Source organism: Microbacterium sp. Z11_20, from assembly GCF_057197605.1.
The window spans coordinates 134,832-154,645 of sequence record NZ_JBXVOQ010000003.1 but is presented as its reverse complement, the minus strand read 5'-3'; the positions used below and the strand labels follow the sequence as shown (position 1 = coordinate 154,645).

Annotated in this window: 15 protein-coding genes; 10 read left to right on the top strand and 5 right to left on the bottom strand. The window is 72.6% G+C overall.

Features of this window, described 5'->3' with window-relative positions:
* Positions 1–11 precede the first annotated feature (11 nt).
* Positions 12–962 carry a diacylglycerol/lipid kinase family protein gene (locus tag AC2DFQ_RS08790; RefSeq protein ID WP_484533630.1) on the bottom strand — a complete coding sequence of 317 codons (951 nt, stop codon included), beginning with the start codon at positions 960–962 and terminating at the stop codon, positions 12–14.
* A 162-nt stretch (positions 963–1,124) separates the two neighbouring features.
* Between AC2DFQ_RS08790 and AC2DFQ_RS08785 the strand changes: the two genes are divergently transcribed.
* A complete protein-coding gene (locus tag AC2DFQ_RS08785; RefSeq protein WP_484533629.1) occupies positions 1,125–2,582 on the top strand; it encodes a DUF6421 family protein in 1,458 nt (485 codons plus the stop codon).
* Between the two features lie 40 nt (positions 2,583–2,622).
* Here the strand turns inward: AC2DFQ_RS08785 and coaBC are convergent, their stop codons facing one another.
* On the bottom strand, positions 2,623–3,837 hold the full coding sequence (gene coaBC, locus AC2DFQ_RS08780; RefSeq protein WP_484533628.1) for a bifunctional phosphopantothenoylcysteine decarboxylase/phosphopantothenate--cysteine ligase CoaBC: 1,215 nt from the start codon (positions 3,835–3,837) through the stop codon (positions 2,623–2,625).
* Positions 3,838–3,882: 45 nt separating this feature from the next.
* Here coaBC and AC2DFQ_RS08775 point away from each other — a divergent pair, with 45 nt between their 5' ends.
* Positions 3,883–4,596, top strand: a complete 714-nt coding sequence (locus AC2DFQ_RS08775; protein ID WP_484533627.1) for an NRDE family protein — start codon at positions 3,883–3,885, stop codon at positions 4,594–4,596.
* Between the two features lie 10 nt (positions 4,597–4,606).
* Here AC2DFQ_RS08775 and AC2DFQ_RS08770 read toward each other — a convergent pair whose 3' ends face one another.
* On the bottom strand, positions 4,607–7,369 hold the full coding sequence (locus AC2DFQ_RS08770) for a helix-turn-helix transcriptional regulator (protein WP_484533626.1): 2,763 nt from the start codon (positions 7,367–7,369) through the stop codon (positions 4,607–4,609).
* Between AC2DFQ_RS08770 and AC2DFQ_RS08765 the strand changes: the two genes are divergently transcribed.
* The 4 genes from AC2DFQ_RS08765 to AC2DFQ_RS08750 all read left to right on the top strand — a co-directional run bounded on the left by AC2DFQ_RS08765 (position 7,368) and on the right by AC2DFQ_RS08750 (position 11,531).
* Positions 7,368–8,741 carry an FAD-binding oxidoreductase gene (locus tag AC2DFQ_RS08765; RefSeq protein WP_484533625.1) on the top strand — a complete coding sequence of 458 codons (1,374 nt, stop codon included), beginning with the start codon at positions 7,368–7,370 and terminating at the stop codon, positions 8,739–8,741. The genes AC2DFQ_RS08770 and AC2DFQ_RS08765 overlap by 2 nt on opposite strands.
* A complete protein-coding gene (locus AC2DFQ_RS08760; RefSeq protein WP_484510355.1) occupies positions 8,741–9,556 on the top strand; it encodes an MBL fold metallo-hydrolase in 816 nt (271 codons plus the stop codon). The genes AC2DFQ_RS08765 and AC2DFQ_RS08760 overlap by 1 nt, the downstream gene beginning before the upstream one ends.
* 22 nt (positions 9,557–9,578) lie before the next feature.
* A complete protein-coding gene (locus tag AC2DFQ_RS08755; protein WP_484533624.1) occupies positions 9,579–10,268 on the top strand; it encodes an SDR family NAD(P)-dependent oxidoreductase in 690 nt (229 codons plus the stop codon).
* A gap of 186 nt (positions 10,269–10,454) precedes the next feature.
* Positions 10,455–11,531: a threonine aldolase family protein gene (locus tag AC2DFQ_RS08750; RefSeq protein WP_484533623.1), complete on the top strand. Its 1,077-nt coding sequence runs from the start codon at positions 10,455–10,457 to the stop codon at positions 11,529–11,531.
* A gap of 164 nt (positions 11,532–11,695) precedes the next feature.
* On the opposite strand, the gene AC2DFQ_RS08745 is transcribed toward AC2DFQ_RS08750, so the two are convergent.
* On the bottom strand, positions 11,696–12,322 hold the full coding sequence (locus tag AC2DFQ_RS08745) for an NUDIX hydrolase family protein (RefSeq protein WP_484533622.1): 627 nt from the start codon (positions 12,320–12,322) through the stop codon (positions 11,696–11,698).
* An 85-nt stretch (positions 12,323–12,407) separates the two neighbouring features.
* Between AC2DFQ_RS08745 and AC2DFQ_RS08740 the strand changes: the two genes are divergently transcribed.
* Both AC2DFQ_RS08740 and AC2DFQ_RS08735 read left to right on the top strand, forming a co-directional pair.
* Positions 12,408–13,064: an alpha/beta hydrolase gene (locus tag AC2DFQ_RS08740; protein ID WP_484533621.1), complete on the top strand. Its 657-nt coding sequence runs from the start codon at positions 12,408–12,410 to the stop codon at positions 13,062–13,064.
* Between the two features lie 101 nt (positions 13,065–13,165).
* Positions 13,166–13,879, top strand: a complete 714-nt coding sequence (locus tag AC2DFQ_RS08735; RefSeq protein ID WP_484510350.1) for an alpha/beta hydrolase family protein — start codon at positions 13,166–13,168, stop codon at positions 13,877–13,879.
* Positions 13,880–13,963: 84 nt separating this feature from the next.
* Here AC2DFQ_RS08735 and AC2DFQ_RS08730 read toward each other — a convergent pair whose 3' ends face one another.
* Positions 13,964–14,218, bottom strand: a complete 255-nt coding sequence (locus AC2DFQ_RS08730; protein WP_484533620.1) for a hypothetical protein — start codon at positions 14,216–14,218, stop codon at positions 13,964–13,966.
* 116 nt (positions 14,219–14,334) lie between these two features.
* On the opposite strand from AC2DFQ_RS08730, the gene AC2DFQ_RS08725 reads away from it, so the two are divergent.
* Together AC2DFQ_RS08725 and AC2DFQ_RS08720 are read left to right on the top strand one after the other, a co-directional pair.
* Positions 14,335–19,029 carry an ATP-dependent helicase gene (locus AC2DFQ_RS08725; RefSeq protein ID WP_484533619.1) on the top strand — a complete coding sequence of 1,565 codons (4,695 nt, stop codon included), beginning with the start codon at positions 14,335–14,337 and terminating at the stop codon, positions 19,027–19,029.
* Positions 19,022–19,798 (top strand): DNA-formamidopyrimidine glycosylase family protein, encoded by a 777-nt coding sequence (locus AC2DFQ_RS08720; RefSeq protein WP_484533618.1) that lies wholly within the window; start codon positions 19,022–19,024, stop codon positions 19,796–19,798. Before AC2DFQ_RS08725 ends, AC2DFQ_RS08720 begins: the two co-directional genes overlap by 8 nt.
* The last annotated feature ends 16 nt before the right edge of the window (positions 19,799–19,814 follow it).

The window sequence follows — 19,814 nt, the reverse complement described above, 5'->3', positions numbered from 1 at the left end:
GCCGCAGCGGGCTACGGGGCGTACACGCGCAGCGCGTCGGGCACCGCGCGCACCCGGATGCTGAATCCGGCCGGATCCGCCTCCTCGAGTTCACCGTCGTGCACGTACACCGCGGGAGCGTCGCCCGGGCGCACGTCGATGGACCATTCCGCTTCGACCAGTCGCTCGAGGTCGGACGAGGGCGGCATGAGCCGCAGCGCCCGCAGCACCGCGACCGTGCGGCGTCCGAAGGCGAGCGAGGTCATCGCGCGCACCCGCGACCCGCGGGCGTGGTGCACCCGGATGTCGAGGGTCGGGTCATCCAGGTGCACGCGCTGCATCATCGCGTGCTGGTCGGGGTCGTTGCGTCCGACGCTGACGAACACCGACCACACCGCCGCGCGCCGGCCGCCGCGGACGATGGTGATCGGCCGCGAGCCGTGCAGTTCGCGCCAGGTCGCCACGACGCCGCCGAGCCACTTGCCCAGGTTGCTGCGCCGCGTGCGTTCGGCGAGGAACTGCGGATATGCGCCGAGCGACACCGCGTTGAGCACGGTGACCGGGTCCCCACCGTCCACCACCAGCTCGGCCACGGTGATGTCCCGGATGCTGCCGCCGGCGAACGCGTCGAGGCCGGTGTCGATCTCGTCGATGCCCGCCGCCCGCGCGAAGTGGTTGAAGGTGCCCCCGGGGAGCACGAGGAGGGGAACGTCGAAGCCCCGGGCCAGGTGCGCCATGCGCGAGACCGACCCGTCACCGCCGAGCACGCCGAGCGCGGCGGGACGCTCGTCCGAGGCCATCGCGGCAGCAACGGCCTCGTCCAGGCTGTCGTCAGGGCCGAGTTCGTGGATGCGGGCGCGCGGCAACCGGCGCCGGATCTCCGGGAGGGGGTCGGCGCGCAGCACGGAGTCGCCGGCACTGCTGTTGGCGAGGAGGAACAGTCCCTCGCCGTCGGGCCGCGCCGTTGAGCGTTGATCGGGCATGCTCCGACCGTAGCGGGCGCGCGCGGACTCCGGGGTGCGTGACCGCCCCGGCGGGGGGCGCGGGCATGCTCCGGGGTGCGTGACCGCCCCGGAGGTAGGCTGGCCGCATTCTGACCGGTACCGCGCGCTCCCGCCGGCCGACCCCGCAGATCGGAGGTTCGTATGTCCATTTCCGCCGCCACTTCTCGTGAGCACAAGGCGATCATCGGCGAGCCCGAGGTCGTCGAGGACGGCCGGGCCGCCGGCGTCGAGGGATCGCCCGCGTGGGCGATGCTCAAGCGCGCGGCCATCGAGCTGCAGGCCCTGCAGGGGCAGGACGGATCGGTCCCGGATGCCGCGGACCACCCCTCCGCCGCATCCCTCGTCGACGCCATCATCGCGGCGGTCGAGGAGCTGGAGCCGCGCTTCCCGCACGACGCCGACTACCTCGCCGCTTCCATCGCCGACTTCGCCCGGTGGAAGGCGGAGGACTTCGGGGTTCCCGATTTCCTCGACTCCCTCGTGGCCTTCCAGCCGCAGCGGCACCGCGTGGACGGCATCCGCCACCTGATCGTCTTCCCCATGTACACGCAGAACGGTTCGCGCGACCGCCACGTCGAGGCCGTCCTGGCCGAGGTCATCTGGCCGGAGTTCGTCGCGCGGCTCGAGCAGGACTACTCCAACGGCCTGTTCGTGTCGCTGCGCCTGGTGGACTTCACGCCCGGCTACGACACCAACTCCGCGGTGCTGTTCCCCGAGACCGTCGCGATGCGGGAGATCCCGGCCTTCACGTGGGGCGCGATCTTCCAAGACCGCGAGGCCGCCCGCTACCGCCGCGTCGTGCGTGCGGCGGCGGAGATCACCAAGCTCGAGCTGCCCGACGCGGCCGCGCGGATGCTGGGGGACCAGGCGCTCGCCGAGCGGACGTTCGTGATGTGGGACCTCATCCACGACCGCACGCACATGCGCGGCGACCTGCCGTTCGATCCCTTCATGATCAAGCAGCGCATGCCGTTCTTCCTCTACTCGCTGGAGGAGCTGCGGTGCGATCTGACGGCGTTCCGCGAGAGCGTCGCGATCCAGGAGCGGTTGCAGGATCGGCTCCAGTCAGCCTCGGCGGGCGAGCCGGTGGACGAGCTGGATGCTGCGGAAGCCGCCATGCTCGAGCACGCCGCCCTCGTGCAGTACGCGGTGATCTTCGACCGGATCTTCCGGTTCGCGATCACCGGGTCGCGCGTGCGCAACTACGACGGGCTCGGGGGGCAACTGCTGTTCGCGTGGCTGCACCAGCGCGGCGTGCTGCACTGGACCGACACCGCACTCGCCTTCGACTGGGACGAGGTCCCCGCGGCGGTGGTGGCGCTGGGAGACGCGATCGACGAGCTGTACTGGCGCTCGATCGACCGGCCGAAGACGGCGCACTGGCTCGCGGCATATGAGCTCGTGCGCGGCGTTCTCACGCCGCATCCGGCGTCGCAGTGGGCGCGTGGCCTCCCGGATGAGGTGCTCTCGGGTGCCCCGAAGGGCTACACCGACGCCGTGCTGGATGACGAGTTCCCGCTGTCGATGTTCTACGAGGCGCTGGAGAAGAAGATGCGCGCGGTGATCGAGTCCACCGCCGGCATCCGCGGCACCGACTGACGCCGGCCTCCGCGGCACGTCTGCCCGCGCCGGGCGGGGGTCAGCGTCGAGCGACGAGGACGGCGTCCCACACGGCGTCGGCGACCTCGCGTTTGCTGCCCTCGGCACGCGCGAGCACGTCGCCGGCGCCCGACACCACGAGGACGGCGTTCTGAGTCGCCCCGAAGCCGGAGGTCCAGCCCACGCGGTTGGCGACGAGAAGGTCCACGCCCTTGCGGGCGGCCTTGCGCACGGCCCGCTCTTGCAGCGCGGCGTCGTCCTCCTCGGTCTCTGCGGCGAAGGCCACGACGGACTGTCCCGGTCGGCGTCGCTCGGCGAGCCCCGCGACGATGTCGGGCGTGCGGACGAACTCGAGCGTCAGGCCCGGTCCGTCGGCGTCCTGTTTGCTGAGCTTGTGCTCGCTGATCTCGGCGACGCGGTAATCCGACACCGCCGCGGCCATCACGACGACGTCGGCGACCGCAGCGGCCGCGCCCATCGCCACCTGCAGCTCATCGACGGTACTGGCGCGCTCGACGCGGATCCGCGGATGACGCGACGCTTCGGCCAGCACGCCGTCATCCACGTGCGCGGCCACGAGCGTGACATCGGCCCCGCGGTCGGCCGCGGCCTGCGCGAGCGCGACTCCCTGCCGTCCGCTGGAGCGGTTGCCGACGAAGCGCACGGGGTCGATCGGTTCCCGCGTGCCCCCGGCGGAGACCGCGACGGCGAGCCCGGCCAGATCGGCTCGCGACGGCACGAGCGCGAGGGCCGACGCGACGATCGCCTCCGCCTCGCTCATCCGCCCGGGCCCGGCATCCCCGCCCGTGAGCGGTCCGTCGTCGGGTCCGACGAACTGCACTCCGCGGGAGCGGAGCGTGGCGACGTTGGCGCGGGTGGCGGGATGCTTCCACATCTCGGTGTGCATCGCCGGCGCGACCACGACCGGCGCGGACGTCGCCAGCAGCGTCGTGCCCAGCAGGTCGGCGGCCAGGCCGGCGGCCATGCTCGCGAGGGTGTTGGCCGTCGCCGGCGCGATGATCACCAGGTCGGCGCGGCGGCCCAGGGCGACGTGGCGCACCTCTGCCACATCGTCGTGCACACTGGTGGACACGGGGTGGCGACTGATCGCCTCCCACGTGGTCAGCCCGACGAAGCGCAGCGCATCCTCGGTGGGAATCACGTGCACCTCATGGCCGTTGGTCACGAGGAGTCGAACCAGATGCACGGTCTTGTAGGCGGCGATCCCACCGGTGACGCCGACGACGATGAACACGCGCCCATCCTTCCACGGGCCCGGCGCAGGCGGGAGAGCGAACAGATGTGCACGGTCATCGTGTCCGTTCCGGGAGATCCGGCCGAGCCGACGCGGGTGCTGGCGGTGCGGGACGAGGATCCCGGACGACCGTGGGATGCGCCGGGGCCCTGGTGGCCGCAGACCCATCCGGGCGTCGTCGGTGTCCGCGACGTGCGTGCCGGCGGCGGGTGGCTGGCCGCCGACCCGGATCGCTCGCGGTTCGCGGTGATCCTCAACCGCCGCGAGGTGCCCGGGGCCACCGAATCCCGGGGCGCCATCGTGCTCGACGCCGTCGACGGCCGACCACCCGTCGCGCCACGGACCAACGGCTTCAACCTCGTCGTCGTGGACGAGCGCGGCACCCGCGTGACCTCGTGGGACGGCGACGCGCTGCACGAGGTGCCGCTCCCGCCCGGCGTGCACATGATCGCGCACGACGACGTCGACGACCACGACACACCGCGCATCGCCCGGTGGCTCCCCGAGTTCGCCGCGGCGCCGGCCGCATCCGCCGACCCGTGGTGGCGTGCGTGGATGGCGGTGCTGGACCGCAGTGCGCAGCTGCCCCCCACCGACGACCGTGCCATCGTCCGCGACAACCGGCCGTACGGGATTCCGACGCTGTCACTGCTCGTGTGCGCCGCATCCGTCGGCCCGGCCGGGGTGGACCTCGCTTACGGCGAACTGGACGAGCCCGGCCGGTGGAACGGGGTGACCCTGGCCTCCCGGCCGCGCTGACGGCGGCGGATCAGTCTCCGGCCGCGCCCCGCAGCATCGCGATGAGTTCGCCACGCGAGCGGATGCCGAGCTTCCGGTACGCCGAGGACAACTGCGTCTCGACTGTCCGCACACTCAGGTGGTTCTCGGCGGCGATCTCCCGGTTGCTCGCCCCGCGGGCGGCGGAGTACGCGACCGACCGCTCACGCGCCGACAGACTCGCATCGACACTCGTCCGGTCGATCGCCAACCGGGCGGCCGCGATGACGGCCAGAGAGTTCTGATCCCACGCCGAGCGGGCGAGGGATTCGGCGGCGTCCAGCGCTCGCCCCGCCTTCTGGCGCGCACGCTGGTCGGAGTAGGCCAACGCCAGCTCGAACTGGGTCGCGGCCTGCTCGCTCGGGAACCCGGAGTGCAGGAGATGCGCGGCCGACGTGCGCAGCAGAGCCACCGCCGCCTTGGGGTCGGACCCCGCTGCCGCGAGACCTCGCACCCGCGCGGCCACGCCGTCCAGGAGCGGTCGCCGTCCGGACGACAGCTCCTCCAGCTGACCGGCGATGCGCAGAGCCTCCGCCGTCTCGCCCAATTCCAGCAGGCCGCGGGCCAGGGGGAAATCGAGCCACATGCGCCGGCCGGGCTCACGGATGCCCACGCTTTCGGCCAGATCACGCGCTGCCAGCAGATCGGCGACGGACGTCTCCCACCGTCCGGCCCGCGCCGCGAAGCAGCCGGTCAATGCCCGCCGCACGATCTGCCCTCGCTCCTCCGACCCCGGTCGGTGCGGTGCATCGACGACGCGGCGCAGCTCCTCCTCGTTCCCGTCATGCAGGGCCCGCAGCCCGTACGCGGCGACGACGGCCGGCGGCGGCGTGCCAGGCCAGGGATCCACCGTCTCCCACTCCGCCAGCAGGTGATCGGCGCGCGCACGCTGACCGGCGTACAGCTCGGTCGATGCCAGGTGCACGGCGAACAGCCCGGCCAGGATCTCCTCGCCTTTATCCAGCGCCGCCGCGCGTGCCGCCTCGAGCGCGGCCCGCGAAGTGGCCAGATCGCCGATCTGGTAGCCGTGCAGCCCGCGGTCCGCCAGTGCACTGTCGTTCGCGGCGAGCACCTCGATGTGCGACTCCTGCTCCTCTCTCTCCGCCAGGAGCTCGGGATCGAGCCCGCGGCCGGCATCCACGTTCCGCAGGATGAGGACGCCGAGGGCGCGGTGCCGTGTCAGAGGCGCGGCATCGGTCCGACGGAGCACCTCCAACGCGCGCCGGACCCGGTCGGCGCTGGTCGACGGATTTTCGTTGTACTCGGCGAGGTAGGTGTCGAAGATCGCCTGCCGCACCGGGTCCGCGGTCGGCGACAGCGCCACCCGTAGGGTCGCGCGCGCGGCGACATGGCCCTTCGCCGCGGCAGCGGCGTTGACCAGCAGCGGAAGCGCACGGTCCAACTGCGTCGTCGGGAGGTCGGTCAGGGGGACCGCTTCCATCGCGTCGAAGGCCGCCTCGTAGTCGCCATATTGGAAGGCGATTTCGGCGAACAGGATGCGGCGGGCGGACGCGGCGCCGGCGTTGGGCTCGGTCCGCTCCAGCGCGCGCCGGGCGAGGTCGAACGCCGGCGCCAGGGCGCCCGAGGACCGCGCGTGCACGGCAGCGTCGGCCAGGACGGCGGCTATGTACTCATCGGGTCCGGCGTCCACCGACCGGTCGAGATGGTCGGCGCGCGCGCGCGGGTGATCCACGACCTTCGCGAGGGACCCGTGCAACTGCTTGCGTTCGCGGTGGCAGAGCATGGAGAGCGCCGTCTCGCCGAGCATGGGGTGGGCTGCCTGCAGCCGCCCGGCCCGTTCGACGACGAGCCCTTCGTCGACGGCTGCGGAGACGTCGTCGGCGGATACTCCGAGCACCGCTGCCACCTGCGTCGACGAGGCGGACACCAGCCCCGCGACGGCCTGGAGGACGCGGCAGCTCGTCGCCGAGGCCCGCGCCACGCGGCCGCGCATCTCCTCGCCGAGGCCATCGGCAGGAGGCACCTCACCGCGCGCGGCCAGTTCGATCGCCCACATCGGATTTCCGCCGCTGACGGCGAATGCGCGCTCCACGTCGGCCGCCGACAGGGGCGTCGAGACGTGCCCGCGCACCACGGCGTGGACGCCCGCCCGGCTCAGGGGGGCGAGCCGGCGCAGCTCCGCTCCGGTGAGCGGCGCGGCCGACCCGTCCGACTGGGTGGCCAGCAAAGACGGCGCGTGTCCGTCCTGGTAGCGCCGGGAAGCGAGGTAACGGACCAGTTGCGCAGTCTCCGCATCCAGGTCGTCCAGATCATCGACGACGAGGGCCACCGGACCCTCATCGAGCAGGGCACGCACGGCGGCGAGGGCGGCGCCCGTGACCGAGACGGCGGAGGTCTGCTCCGTCGCCTCGGTCCGCGCGAGAGCGACCCCGAGCGCCCCGGCCTGGGCGCCGGGCAGAGTCAGGGTGTCGAGGTCGACATCGGCGAAGAGCTCCTGCAGCCCGAGGTAGGGGCTGGCCGTGCCGGCGCGCACCCCCCGCGCGAACAGAACGGTGAGCTGCGGGCATCGCGCCGCCACCGTCTCGAGCGCCGCATCCAGAACCCGGCTCTTGCCCGACCCGGGTTCTCCGGCCAGGATGACGACACGGCCCGGACGGCACAGGCCCTCGGCGAGTTCATTCGCGACGACGGCACGCTCGGGGGGGAGCGCGCTTCGGCCCGAGCTGAAATTACGTGGCGCGTGCGTAATCTCTCGGATGCCCGCTGGCTCGGCGGTTCCTAGCTTGGTGCTCATGGACATCACCCCGACCATCTCGGCGGCCGCACCCGGCACGCCCGACTATTCCGAAGCGATAGCTTCCTACAATCTTTATCCCGATCTACGCCCCGCTCGGACGGTCATCGCCCGTTCCACAGCCGACGTCCAGGCAGCGATCCAGCTGGCGCGGGAGGCGGGACTGCGGGTGACCGTCCTCGCCACCGGTCACAGCGCGCACACGGCCCAGCCCATGACCGACGCCCTCCTCATCCGCACGGCCTTCGACGAGCAGGTGCGGATCGACGCCGAGGCGCGCACCGCGACGATCCCGGCCGGCACGCGCTGGCAGACCGTGCTGGACGAGGCCGACCGGTACGGCCTCGCCGCCCCGCACGGCTCGAGCGGAAATGTCAGCGCGGTCGGTTACCTGCTGCGCGGGGGGATCAGCTTCTACGGCCGCCTCCTCGGCGTGGCCGCCAACAGCGTGCTGTCGGTCACGCTCGTGCGCGCGGACGGGTCGGTCGTCACGGCCTCCCCCGAGCGCGAGCCCGACCTGTTCTGGGCTATCCGGGGCGGGGGCGGCGGTTTCGGCGTTGTGACGTCGATCACCGTGCGCCTGTACCCGATGTGGCGAGTGCTCACCGGCATCACGTTCTGGGACGCCGAGCACGCGGACGACATAGCCCGGGCGTGGCGCGCCTGGACTGAGACCGCCCCCGACTCGATCACCACGTCGCTGCGGGTCATGAACCTTCCGCCCCTCCCGGGCGTGCCGCCCGTCCTCGCCGGGCGCACGGTGATCGCGCTGGACGGCGCGGTCGCCGTCCAGGATCCCGAGAAGCTCACCACCGGCGCCACCACCGCGCTGTCGCTGCTGGAGCCGCTGCGCGCGATCGCCGAGCCGCTCCTGGACGGGTGGGGCATGCGCAGCCCGGCAGAACTGCCGCTCACGCACATGGATCCCACCGAGCCGCTGCCCTTCGTCGGAGATCACATGCTGCTGTCGTCGGTGACCGATGAGGATCTGACCGCTCTGGTCCGGCTCGTCGGCCGCGACTCGGGCTCCGCCCTCACCGTCGTCGAGCTGCGACAGCTCGGCGGTGCGTTCGCGCGGCCCGCGCTCGCCGGCGGCGCCTTCGACGGCACCCCCGCGCGGTTCGCGCTCGTGCAGATCGGCGCCCTCGGCGGCGGCATCACCGACGACGTCCATCGCGGGATGATGGCCCGCGTGCGCGCGGCACTGTCACATCGCGACACCGGCTTCACGCTGCCGAGCCTCGTCGAATCCACCACGCAGGCCAGCCGCACCTTCGGAACGGACGTGGAGGTGCTCGTGGAGAGGGTGCGCCGCGACGTGGATCCGGACGGCCTGTTCGCACCGGCCGTCGCGCCCTTCGTGGAGGCGTGATGACGCGCGGGATCACCACCACCGCCATCGGGGAGGGGACCGTGTTCGTCCAGGGGCCGGGGTCGAACTGGGTGGTGCTGGTCGGGAGCGGCGAGGTCGCCCTGATCGACAGCGGCTATCCCGCCGACCGTGCTCTGGTCGAGCAGTCCATCACCGATGCGGGCGGCGACGGGCTCGAGCTGCGGACGATCTTCATCACACACGGCCACAGCGACCACATCGGCGGAGCCGCTGACCTCGCGCGCCGCGACGGCGGCACCGTGTACGCCTCCGCCGAGGAAGTGCCCAACGTGCGCCGCGATATCACCCAGCAGGCCAATCTGATCGACATCGCGCCGCACCTGTGGAAGCCCCGCGTCCTCCGGTGGGCATGGCGGGCCGTGCGCGCCGGGGCGCTGGCCGAGGTGGGGGTGCCCACCGTCCGGGCACTGCCGGCACACCCCGTCCGGGCTGCGGGCTTCACCGTCACGCCGTTGGCGCTACCCGGGCACAGTACGGGTCACACCGCGTATCTGCTGCCCGAGGCGAATGTCCTCGTCACCGGGGACGCGCTCGTCTCGGCGCATCCCACCAGCGCGTACGTCGGCCCGCAACTGCTGCCGGAGATGTTCCACGCCGATCCTTCGCTCGCGCGGCGGTCGCTGGAGGCGCTGGACAACGTGCACGCCGCGATGTTGCTTCCCGGTCATGGCCGCGTGCTGCACATGCGCCCCTCCGACGCCGTCACCGCCGCGCACCAGCGCTGGGCGGCGGTGATCGAGCGGGAGCGCACCGCAGCCGTGGATCGCTTCTTCCCGCCACCCTTCCTGCACTGATCCCGCGCCCTACACTGGCCCCGTGGACATCCCCGCCGAACTCGTCGCCGACCGCGTGGTCCTGCTGGCCGGTGGTACGAGTGGCGCGGGGGTGGCGGCGGCTCGCGCGCTGCTGGCCGCCGGGGCGCGAGTGATCGTCGCCGGTCGGGATGCGGCCAAGCTCGACGCCATCCGTGCCGAGCTTCCCGCAGCCGCGACCGAGGTCTCCGACCTGTCGGACGAGGAGTCGGTGGGCGGGCTGGCCGAGCGCGTGCGCAGCACCCACGGCCCCATCGACGGGGTGCTGCACCTGGTGGGGGGATGGCGCGGCGGCGGCGGGCTCGCCGGTCAGACCGATGCCGACTTCCGGGCACTCGAAGCGTCGCTCACCGCCTTGCGGCACGTCTCCCGCGCGTTCGACGCCGACCTCCGCACGTCCGCGGCGGGACGGCTGGCGATCGTGTCGTCGACCGCCGTGCCCCGTCCGCTGGCGGGCGGGGCGAACTACGCGGCGGTCAAGGCCGCGAGCGAGGCCTGGACGCGCGCCGTCGGCGAGGGGTACGCCAAGGCGGCACGCGACGCCGGCACGCCCCAGACGGCGGCCGCCGTGATCTTCCGCGTGAAGAGCCTCGCGGGCCTGGAGGCCGCTCTCGCCGACGCGTTCATCGCGCTCTGGGACGACGACGCCGAGGCGTGGAACCACACCGTGCTGGAGCTCAGCACCGGCGACTGACCCCTGCGCCCCGCGCTTCCCCGCCCCTGCGCCCCGCGCGTCCCCCCGCCTCCCCGCCTCCCCCGCCTGGGCCCAGCGAGAAACGACGATCCGGACGAGAAACAGCGCGGCGCGTCGTGTTTCGCCCCGCATGTCGTTCCTCGGCGCCGGCGCCGTCCGTGACGGGCGCACCTAGGCTGGGATGTCGTGACCGCTCTGCATGACGCCGCCCTCCGAGGCTTCGCCTCCGACAACTACTCCGGGGTGCACCCGGAGGTGCTCGCCGCCATCGCCGCCGCGAACGAGGGGCACCAGATCTCCTACGGCGAAGACGTGTACACCGAGCGGTTGCAGGAGGTGTTCGCCGCACACCTGGGCGAGGGCGTCGAGGCGTACCCGGTGTTCAACGGCACCGGCGCCAACGTCGTGGGCCTGCAGTCGATGCTCCCCCGCTGGGGCGCGGTGATCACCGCATCCACCGCGCACATCAACGTCGACGAGGGCGGGGCGCCGGAGCGCGTGGGCGGCATGAAGCTCCTCACGGTGCCCACGGATGACGGCAAGCTCACGCCCGCGCTCATCGACCGGGAGGCGTGGGGATGGGGCGACGAGCACCGTGCGCAGCCGCTCGTGGTCTCGATCACGCAGTCCACCGAGCTCGGGACCCTCTACAGCGTGGACGAGCTCCGCGCCATCGCCGATCATGCCCACGCGCGCGGGATGCGGCTGCACATGGACGGCGCGCGCATCGCCAACGCCGCGGCATCCCTCGGCCTGCCGTTGCGCGCCTTCACGCGCGATGTGGGCGTCGACGTGCTGAGCTTCGGCGGCACCAAGAACGGCGCGATGATCGGGGAGGCCATCGTCGTGCTCGACCCCGAGGCATCGGCGGGGCTGACCTACCTGCGCAAGCTCGACATGCAGCTGTCGAGCAAGATGCGGTTCGTCTCGGCGCAGCTGATCGCGCTGCTGGAGGGCGACCTGTGGCTGCGCAACGCCTCGCACGCCAACGCGATGGCCGCGCGCCTGCGCTCCGGGATCGAGGCGGGATTGGCGGATGGCTCCATCCGCGGTGTCGCCTTCACCCAGCCGACGCAGGCCAACGGCGTGTTCGCGACCGTGCCCGCCGGTGTCGCCGACCGGCTCCGCGAGAGCTTCCGGTTCTACGACTGGGATGCCACACTCGGCGAGGTGCGGTGGATGTGCAGCTTCGACACGACCGAAGACGACATCGACGCGTTCGTCACCGCCATCGGCCGCGAGACCACGGCCGCCGTCGCCTGACCCGCCCCGCCGCCGCCCGCCTCGCAGCCGCCCCGCCTCGCGAAACAGGGCATTTGCGGTGAGACACAACGCGCTGCGGGGCGTTTCGCCGGGGATTTCGTTTCTCGGCGCAGGGCGGATCAGCGCAGGGCGAATCAGCGCAGGGCGACTCGGCGCAGGGCGGATCAGCGCAGCGCGCCGACGCTCGCGAGCGCCAGGCGGATGAGGGTGCCGCGGCCGCCCTCCATCTCGCCGGCGAGCGCGTCGGAGGACGCTTCCTCGGGCGAGAGCCACGTCACCTCGAGCGCATCCTGCCGCGGCTCGCAGGTCCCGGACACGGGCACCACGAAGGCGAGCGACACGGCGTGCTGGCGGTCGTCGTGGAATGCGGTCATCCCCGGCAGCGGGAAGTACTCCGCCACCGTGAACGGGGTCGGCTGTGGCGGCAGCGTCGGGAACGCCATGGGCCCGAGGTCGTTCTCGAGGTGGCGGAAGAGCGCGTCACGCACCGTCTCGCCGTACCTGACGCGACCCGACACGATGGTGCGACTCATCTCGCCTATCGGTGTCGAGCGCAGGAGGATGCCCACCTGGACGACCGCACCCATGCCGTCGGTGCGCACCGGCACCGCCTCGACGTAGAGGATCGGCATCCGCCGGCGGATCTCGACGAGCTCGACGTCGCTCAGCCACCCGGGATTGCCGGCCGGTCCCCCCGCGGAGCCGGAGTCGAACGGCGAGCCGAGCGGCTCACCGTTCGCGTCGTCGTCGTTGCCGTCGGCGGGGTGGGGATCCGGGGTGCGCACAGGCATGCTCCCTGTATACCAACCCGCCGCGAAATCGCGCTGATCCGGGACGGATGTTCCGGCTTCGGCGCAGCCTGGAAGGATGGTCCGCATGAGCGACACGCCGCGAATCGACGCCGACCTCGTCGTCTGGAGCACCCCACCCGCGGAACGCGCCGACCGCCCCGTGCTGGTCCTGCTCCACGGGTACGGGGCCGACGAACGCGACCTGTTCGCGTTGACGGAGCACCTTCCCGACGCATTCGTCTTCGCCGCCGTGCGGGCGCCGTTGGCCCCGCCGTGGCCGTCGCCGGGGTACTCCTGGTATCCCATCGAGGGCTTGGCCGGTCGCGACGCGTCGGCGGTGACAGCGGCCGCGGCGGGAGTGGTCGAGTGGGTGGATGCTGCGGCCGGTGCCGCACGCGTGGGACTGCTCGGGTTCTCGCAGGGCGCCGCGGTGGCACTGCAGGCGATGCGGCTGGATCCCGAGCGGTTCGCTTTCGCAGTGAACCTGTCGGGATACGCGACACCCGGCGCGCTCCCGGGAGACCCGGCCCTTGCCGCGCGCAAGCCGCCGGTCTTCTGGGGACGCGGAACCCGTGACGACGTCATCCCCGAGCCCCTCGTCGCCCATACCGTGGACTGGCTGCCCGCCCATGCCGAGCTCACCGGACGCGTCTATCCAGGGCTCACGCACAGCGTTTCGGCGCAGGAGCTCGCCGACGTGCACGCCTTCCTCACGAAGCGCCTGGAAGACACTGCCCCCTGACGGTCCGGGGGCCGCGGGCGTGGTAGCGGCCGCTACAGCCGTGGAAGGGTCTGTACGGGACGGCACGTCTCCGTCACGGGTCGATGGCGTACGCTCCCGCCATGAATTTCGTCTTCGTTCCCGGCGTGAATCACGCTGGATGGTGCTGGTACCCCGTAGGGCAGCGGGTTCGGGCCGCCGGTCATTCGGTGTACCCCTTGACGTTGCCGGGTCTCGCGATGGGCGACGATCCGACCGGACTTCACCTGGCGGATGCCGTGGACCACATCGTGCACGAGGTGGAACGACGTGATCTCCACGATGTGGTGCTCGTCGGTCACAGCCTCGCCGGCATTCCGATCACCGGCGCTGCCCCCCGCATCGCCGACCGGCTCGCGCACCTCGCGTTCTTCAGCGCCTTCATCCCCCGTCGTGGTGAAGCGATGGCCGACGCGCTCGGTCCCGATCTGGCCGCGTGGATCCGCGCCACGGTCGAGGCGGCACCGGACGGCACGATCGGCATGGATTTCGACATGTTCCGCGACCGGCTGATGCAGGACGAGCCGGAAGAGTTGCAGAGACTCGTGTTCGATCAGCTGACGCCCCAGCCCGGCGGCTACGTCCTGGAAACCCTGGACGTCGATGGACTGGACACCCTGGGCGTGCCGATCACCTACCTGCTTGCCGAGCGCGACCGGGGCCTGGCCGCTCCCGGCGCCGAACTCGCCGCCCGCCTCGGCGTCGAGCCGATCATGGTGCCCGGTACCCACGAAGCACTCCTCACTCACCCTGACGCGCTGGCTCGCGCGCTGCTCGAGAACACGACATCCCGATGAACACCGCGCAGCCGCCGATCCCCGGGTGAGGTGAGGAGCGGGGCTGCTACTGCGGCGCCGCGGAGTGCCCGGGGCACCGGGAGATCAGTCCGCCGAGGCGGCCGACCCGTCGCCATCGATGGCGGACGCCGCTCCGCCGCCGTCGTCTCCGCCCGCACGGGAGCCCGGCGAGGCTGCGCTGAACAGCAGCGCGAAGGTGAGCCCGAACGAGGCGCCCAGCCCCATCCCCAGCGCCGCGTTGTCCTGGGTCAGCCCGAAGGTGACGCCCAGCGCAGCGCCCAGGGCGATGCCGCCGAACCACGCCCATCCCCGCGAGTGGTCACCCGTGCGTCCTGTCATGCTCCGACGCTATGACGAGGAGCAGCCGCGCACCTCCCCCACGCGACGGAGTCACCGGCGCGGGCCGGGCGCGTCAAGCCCGAGCCGGTGTCGGCGGGACGGGAGAGGATGGAGGGGTGAGCGACGTGCTCGAGCGGTTCAGCCCTGCCACCCAGGACTGGTTCCGTGGCGCGTTCGCCGCGCCCACCCACGCGCAGGTCGGCGCGTGGGACGCCATCTCCGCCGGCCGCCACGCGCTGGTGGTGGCTCCTACCGGATCGGGCAAGACGCTGTCGGCGTTCCTGTGGGCCATCGACCGGGTGTTCCGGGAGACTCCCGTGGCCGAGCCGGCGCCGCCGCCCGGGCGGGGAAGACGGCGCGCTGCGGCCGCCCCCCGACGCGGAACGCGCGTCCTCTACATCTCCCCGCTGAAGGCCCTCGGCGTCGACGTCGAGCGGAACCTCCGCTCGCCGCTGGTGGGGATCGGGCATTCGGCGCGTCGCCTCGGCCTCGAAGTCCCCGCCCTCTCCGTCGGGGTGCGCTCCGGTGACACGACCTCCTCCGACCGGCGCAAGCTCGTCACCTCACCACCCGACATCCTCATCACCACGCCCGAGTCGCTGTACCTGATGCTCACCAGCCAGGCCGGCGACACCCTCCGCGACGTGCACACCGTGATCGTCGACGAGGTGCACGCCGTGGCCGCCACCAAGCGCGGCGCCCACCTCGCGGTGAGTCTCGAGCGCCTCGACGCGCTCCGACGAGGGGCAGCCGACGCCGAGGGGCGCGACCACGTCCCCGCGCAGCGCATCGGCCTGTCGGCCACGGTCCGCCCCATCGACGAGGTCGCACGGTTCCTCGGGGGCGCGCAACCGGTCGACATCGTGGCCCCGCGTGCGACGAAGGCCTACGACCTGCAGGTGATCGTCCCCGTCGACGACATGCTCAACCCTCCCCCGCCCCCGGGCACCCAGGCACCCCCCGCCGACGCCGGCGAGGACTGGTTCGCCGAGAACACCGAGGTCACCGGATCGGTGTGGCCGCACGTGGAGGAGGCGATCGTCGACCGCATCCTGCAGCATCGCTCCACCATCGTGTTCTCCAACTCGCGACGCCTCGCCGAGCGGCTGACCGGACGTCTCAACGAGATCTACGCCGAACGTCTCGGCATCGACCTGCCCGAGCCGACCGTACCGGCAGCCATGATGGCGCAGGCCGGCGCCAACGCCGGAGCCCCGGCGATCCTCGCCAAAGCGCACCACGGCTCGGTATCGAAGGAGCAGCGCGCCCAGGTCGAAGACGAGCTGAAGTCGGGGACGCTCCGCTGCGTCGTGGCCACCAGCAGCCTCGAACTCGGCATCGATATGGGTGCGGTCGATCTGGTCATCCAGGTGGAGGCGCCGCCGAGCGCCGCGTCCGGCCTCCAGCGCGTCGGTCGCGCAGGCCACCAGGTGGGCGAAGTCAGTCGTGCAGCACTCTTCCCGAAGCATCGCAGCGACGTGCTGCACACCGCGGTGGTGACCGAGCGCATGCTCGCCGGTCGCATCGAGGCGATCGCCGTGCCGCAGAATCCGCTCGACATCCTCGCGCAGCAGACGGTCGCCGCGGCAGCGCTCGGGGCGATCGACGTCGAGGGCTGGTTCGACACCGTCAAACGCAGCGCGCCCTTCCGCTCGCTCCCCCGGTCGGCGTTCGAGGCGACGCTCGACCTCCTCGCGGGGCGCTACCCGTCCGACGAGTTCGCCGAGCTGCGCCCCCGCGTGGTGTGGGATCGCGATGCGGGCACGCTGACGGGCCGCCCCGGGGCGCAGCGCGTGGCGGTGACCAGCGGAGGCACCATCCCCGACCGCGGACTGTTCGCGGTGTTCGTCGCGGGCGAGTCGCAGAACGCCCGGGTGGGCGAGCTCGACGAGGAGATGGTCTACGAGTCCCGCGTCAACGACGTGTTCACGCTCGGCACCACGAGTTGGCGGATCGTGGAGATCACCCATGACCGCGTGAACGTCGTTCCCGCGTTCGGGCAGCCCGGAAAGGTGCCGTTCTGGCACGGCGACGGCATCGGACGACCCGCCGAACTGGGCGAGGCGCTCGGCAAGTTCTCCCGCGACGTGTCGACGGCCGCCCCGGAGAAGGCCCAGGAGCGCCTCCGCGGATCCGGCCTGGACGACAACGCCGTCAGCAACCTCCTCTCCTACCTCGCCGAGCAGCGGGAAGCGACCGGGACTCTCCCGACCGACCGCACCCTCACCGTCGAACGCAGCCGCGACGAGGTCGGCGACTGGCGGATCATCCTCCATTCCCCGTACGGCATGCAGGTGCACTCGCCGTGGGCGCTGGCCGTGAACGCCCGCATCCGCGAGCGGCTCGGTGTCGAGGGCGCGGCAGTCGCCAGCGACGACGGCATCATCGCGCGAGTACCGGATGCGGCGGCCGAACCGCCCGGCGCCGACCTCTTCGTCTTCGAACCCGACGAGCTCGAGCAGATCGTCACCGACGAGGTGGGCGGGTCGGCGCTGTTCGCCTCGCGCTTCCGCGAGTGCGCCGCACGTGCCCTGCTGCTGCCGCGGCTGAACCCCAACCGTCGCGCGCCGCTGTGGCAGCAGCGGCAGCGGTCGGCGCAGCTCCTCGAGGTCGCCCGGCGGCACCCGACCTTCCCGATCATCCTCGAGACGCTGCGCGAGGTGCTGCAGGACGTCTACGACCTGCCCGCCCTCCTGCGGATCGCGCGCAGCATCGGCGAGCGCCGCATCCGCCTCGTGGAGACCACGACCTCCCAGCCGTCGCCGTATGCGCGCGACCTGCTGTTCGGCTACGTCGGCGCGTTCATGTACGAGGGGGATTCTCCGCTGGCCGAGCGCCGGGCCGCCGCACTCTCGGTCGACCCCGCCCTTCTCGGCGAGCTCCTGGGCAAGGTCGAGATGCGGGAGCTCCTCGATCCCGACGTCCTCGCGCAGTTCGAGCGCGAGGTGCAGCGGCTCGATCCCGAGCGCCGCGCCCGCGGCGTGGAGGGGGTCGCCGACCTCCTGCGCGTGCTCGGACCGCTCGATGCCGCAGAGGTCGCCGAGCGACTAGACGGCGAGAGCGATGCGGCGCTGGAGGCGGCGGGGCACCTCCAGCGGCTCATCGACGACCGCCGCGCGATCCCCGTGACCATCGCCGGAATCGCTCGCGTCGCGGCGATCGAGGACGCCGGCCGCCTGCGCGACGCGCTCGGCGCCGCTCTTCCCGTGGGGCTGCCCAACGCCTTCCTCGAGCCGGTCGCCGATCCCCTCGGCGACCTCGTCGCCCGGCACGCCCGCACGCACGGCCCGTTCCCCGCCGCCGCGGTCGCCGAGCGACTGGGGATCGGCGTAGCCGTGGCGCGGCTGACGCTGCAGCGCCTGGAGTCGCAGGGCCGGGTCGCCAGCGGCTTCTTCCTTCCCTCGACCGATTCCGCGAGCTCCACCGCGTCGGGGGACGACACCGAGTGGTGCGACTCCGAGGTGCTGCGGCGCCTGCGCATGCGCTCCCTCGCCGCCATCCGAGGCAGCGTCGAGCCGGTGTCGCCGGAGGCGTACGCCCGGTTCCTCCCCGTCTGGCAGCACGTGACCCGGCCCCTCGAAGGCATCGACGGAGTCGCCGCCGTCGTCGAGCAACTCGCGGGAGTGCCGATTCCGGCGAGCGCGTGGGAGTCACTCATCCTCCCGGCACGCGTGGCCGACTACACCCCCGCGATGCTCGACGAACTCACCGCGACGGGTGAGGTGGTGTGGTCGGGGCAGGGGACGCTCCCGGGCCGAGACGGCTGGATCGCGCTGCATCCCGCCGACGCCGCCCCGCTGACCCTGACCGAGCCGGAGGACGAGATCGCTCCGGGCGGACTCGAGGCGCGGCTGCTGGAGGCGCTGGCTGCCGGCGGCGCCTACTTCGCCGCCCAGCTGCGGTCGCTCACCGACGCCGAGAACGAGCAGTCGGTCATCGAAGCGCTGTGGGCCCTCACGTGGGCGGGCCGGGTGACCAATGACACGTTCGCCCCCGTGCGCACCCTGGTCGGCGGCGGCGGGCAATCGCACCGGGTGGCGCGCAAGACCCCCCGCGCACGGATGTACCGCTCCGCCGCGCTGCCGCGTGCCTCCGCTCCGCCTCGGCCCCCGGCCATCGGGGGGCGCTGGTCGCTGCTGCCCGTCTCCGAAGCGGATCGGGCGCTGCGAGCGACCGCGACGGCGAGCCTGCTGCTCGACCGGTACGGCGTCGTCACCCGCGGGGCCGTGCAGTCCGAGGGCGTCCCGGGCGGATTCGCGCAGGTGTACCGCATCCTGTCGGGCTTCGAAGAGGCCGGCCATTGCCGCCGGGGGTACGTGATCGAGAAGCTCGGCGCCGCCCAGTTCGCCGCATCCACGACCGTCGACCGGCTGCGCGAGTTCGCGGGACTCCCCGACCCGGCGCCGCTGGGCGCCGTGACGCTCGCGGCCACCGACCCCGCCAATCCGTACGGCGCCGCGCTGGCCTGGCCCGGCATCGAGGGCGTGACGCACCGCCCCGGACGAAAGGCCGGCGGGCTCGTCGTGCTGGTGGACGGCGCGATCGCGCTGTACCTCGAGCGAGGGGGCCGCACCGCCCTGGCGTTCACCGACGACGAGGAGCGCCTTGCCGCCGCCACCCGCGACCTCGCCGCGACCGCGCGCAAGCGACGGCTGGACACCCTCACGATCGAGCAGGTCAATGGTGCGTTCGTGTACGGGACAGCGGTCGGGCGGGCCTTGCGCGACGCCGGGTTCGTCGAGTCCCCTCGCGGGCTCACGCTCCGCCGGCTCACCGCCGGTGACGCGCTCCGGGAGGCCGCGCGTGCCTGAGGGCGATACCGTCCACCGGACGGCCCAGCGACTGTCCGCGGCCCTGGTGGGCGAGGAGGTGACGCGCTTCGAGGTGCGCGTGCCACGCAGCGCCACCGCGGATCTGCGCGGCGAACGGGTCGAATCGATCGTTCCCCGGGGGAAGCACCTCCTCGAGCGCATCGGCGCCTGGACGCTGCACTCCCACCTGAAGATGGAAGGGCGGTGGGACGTGTACCGGCCAGGGGATCGCTGGCACCGCCCGTCGTACTCGGCCCGGGCCATCGTCGGGACCGCTCGAGCCACGACCGTCGGGTTCGACCTGGCGCTGGTGGAGGTGCTCCCCACCGCCGACGAGGAGCGCGTCGTCGGCCATCTCGGGCCCGATCCGCTCGGCCCCGAGTGGGATGCGCCCGAGGCGGCACGCCGGCTGGGGAGCGACCCGCGGGCGACGCACGTCGCGCTCCTCGACCAGCGCAACGTGGCGGGTTTCGGCAACGAGTACGCCAACGAGATGCTGTTCGTCCGCGGCATCCCGCCCACCCGCCCGGCCACCGAGGTCGACGCACCGGCGCTTCTGGACGTCGGCGTGCGGATGATCCGGGCCAACCTCACGCGGGCGGGCCGCACGTTCACCGGCGACACGCGACCCGGCCGGCGGACCTGGGTCTATCGCCGGGAGGGCAAGCCCTGCCGGCGATGCGGCGCGATCATCCGGGCCGGTTCGCTAGGAGCCACGGAGACCAGCGAGCGCAACGTGTTCTGGTGCCCCGTCTGTCAGGCCGGCTGAACGCACGACCGGGACG

Coding starts and splice junctions, on each gene's coding strand:
- AC2DFQ_RS08790 (WP_484533630.1), bottom strand. CDS start 962: ATGCCCGATCAACGCTCAACGGCGCGGCCCGACGGCGAGGGACTGTTC.
- AC2DFQ_RS08785 (WP_484533629.1), top strand. CDS start 1,125: ATGTCCATTTCCGCCGCCACTTCTCGTGAGCACAAGGCGATCATCGGC.
- AC2DFQ_RS08775 (WP_484533627.1), top strand. CDS start 3,883: ATGTGCACGGTCATCGTGTCCGTTCCGGGAGATCCGGCCGAGCCGACG.
- AC2DFQ_RS08765 (WP_484533625.1), top strand. CDS start 7,368: ATGGACATCACCCCGACCATCTCGGCGGCCGCACCCGGCACGCCCGAC.
- AC2DFQ_RS08770 (WP_484533626.1), bottom strand. CDS start 7,369: ATGAGCACCAAGCTAGGAACCGCCGAGCCAGCGGGCATCCGAGAGATT.
- AC2DFQ_RS08760 (WP_484510355.1), top strand. CDS start 8,741: ATGACGCGCGGGATCACCACCACCGCCATCGGGGAGGGGACCGTGTTC.
- AC2DFQ_RS08745 (WP_484533622.1), bottom strand. CDS start 12,322: ATGCCTGTGCGCACCCCGGATCCCCACCCCGCCGACGGCAACGACGAC.
- AC2DFQ_RS08740 (WP_484533621.1), top strand. CDS start 12,408: ATGAGCGACACGCCGCGAATCGACGCCGACCTCGTCGTCTGGAGCACC.
- AC2DFQ_RS08735 (WP_484510350.1), top strand. CDS start 13,166: ATGAATTTCGTCTTCGTTCCCGGCGTGAATCACGCTGGATGGTGCTGG.
- AC2DFQ_RS08730 (WP_484533620.1), bottom strand. CDS start 14,218: ATGACAGGACGCACGGGTGACCACTCGCGGGGATGGGCGTGGTTCGGC.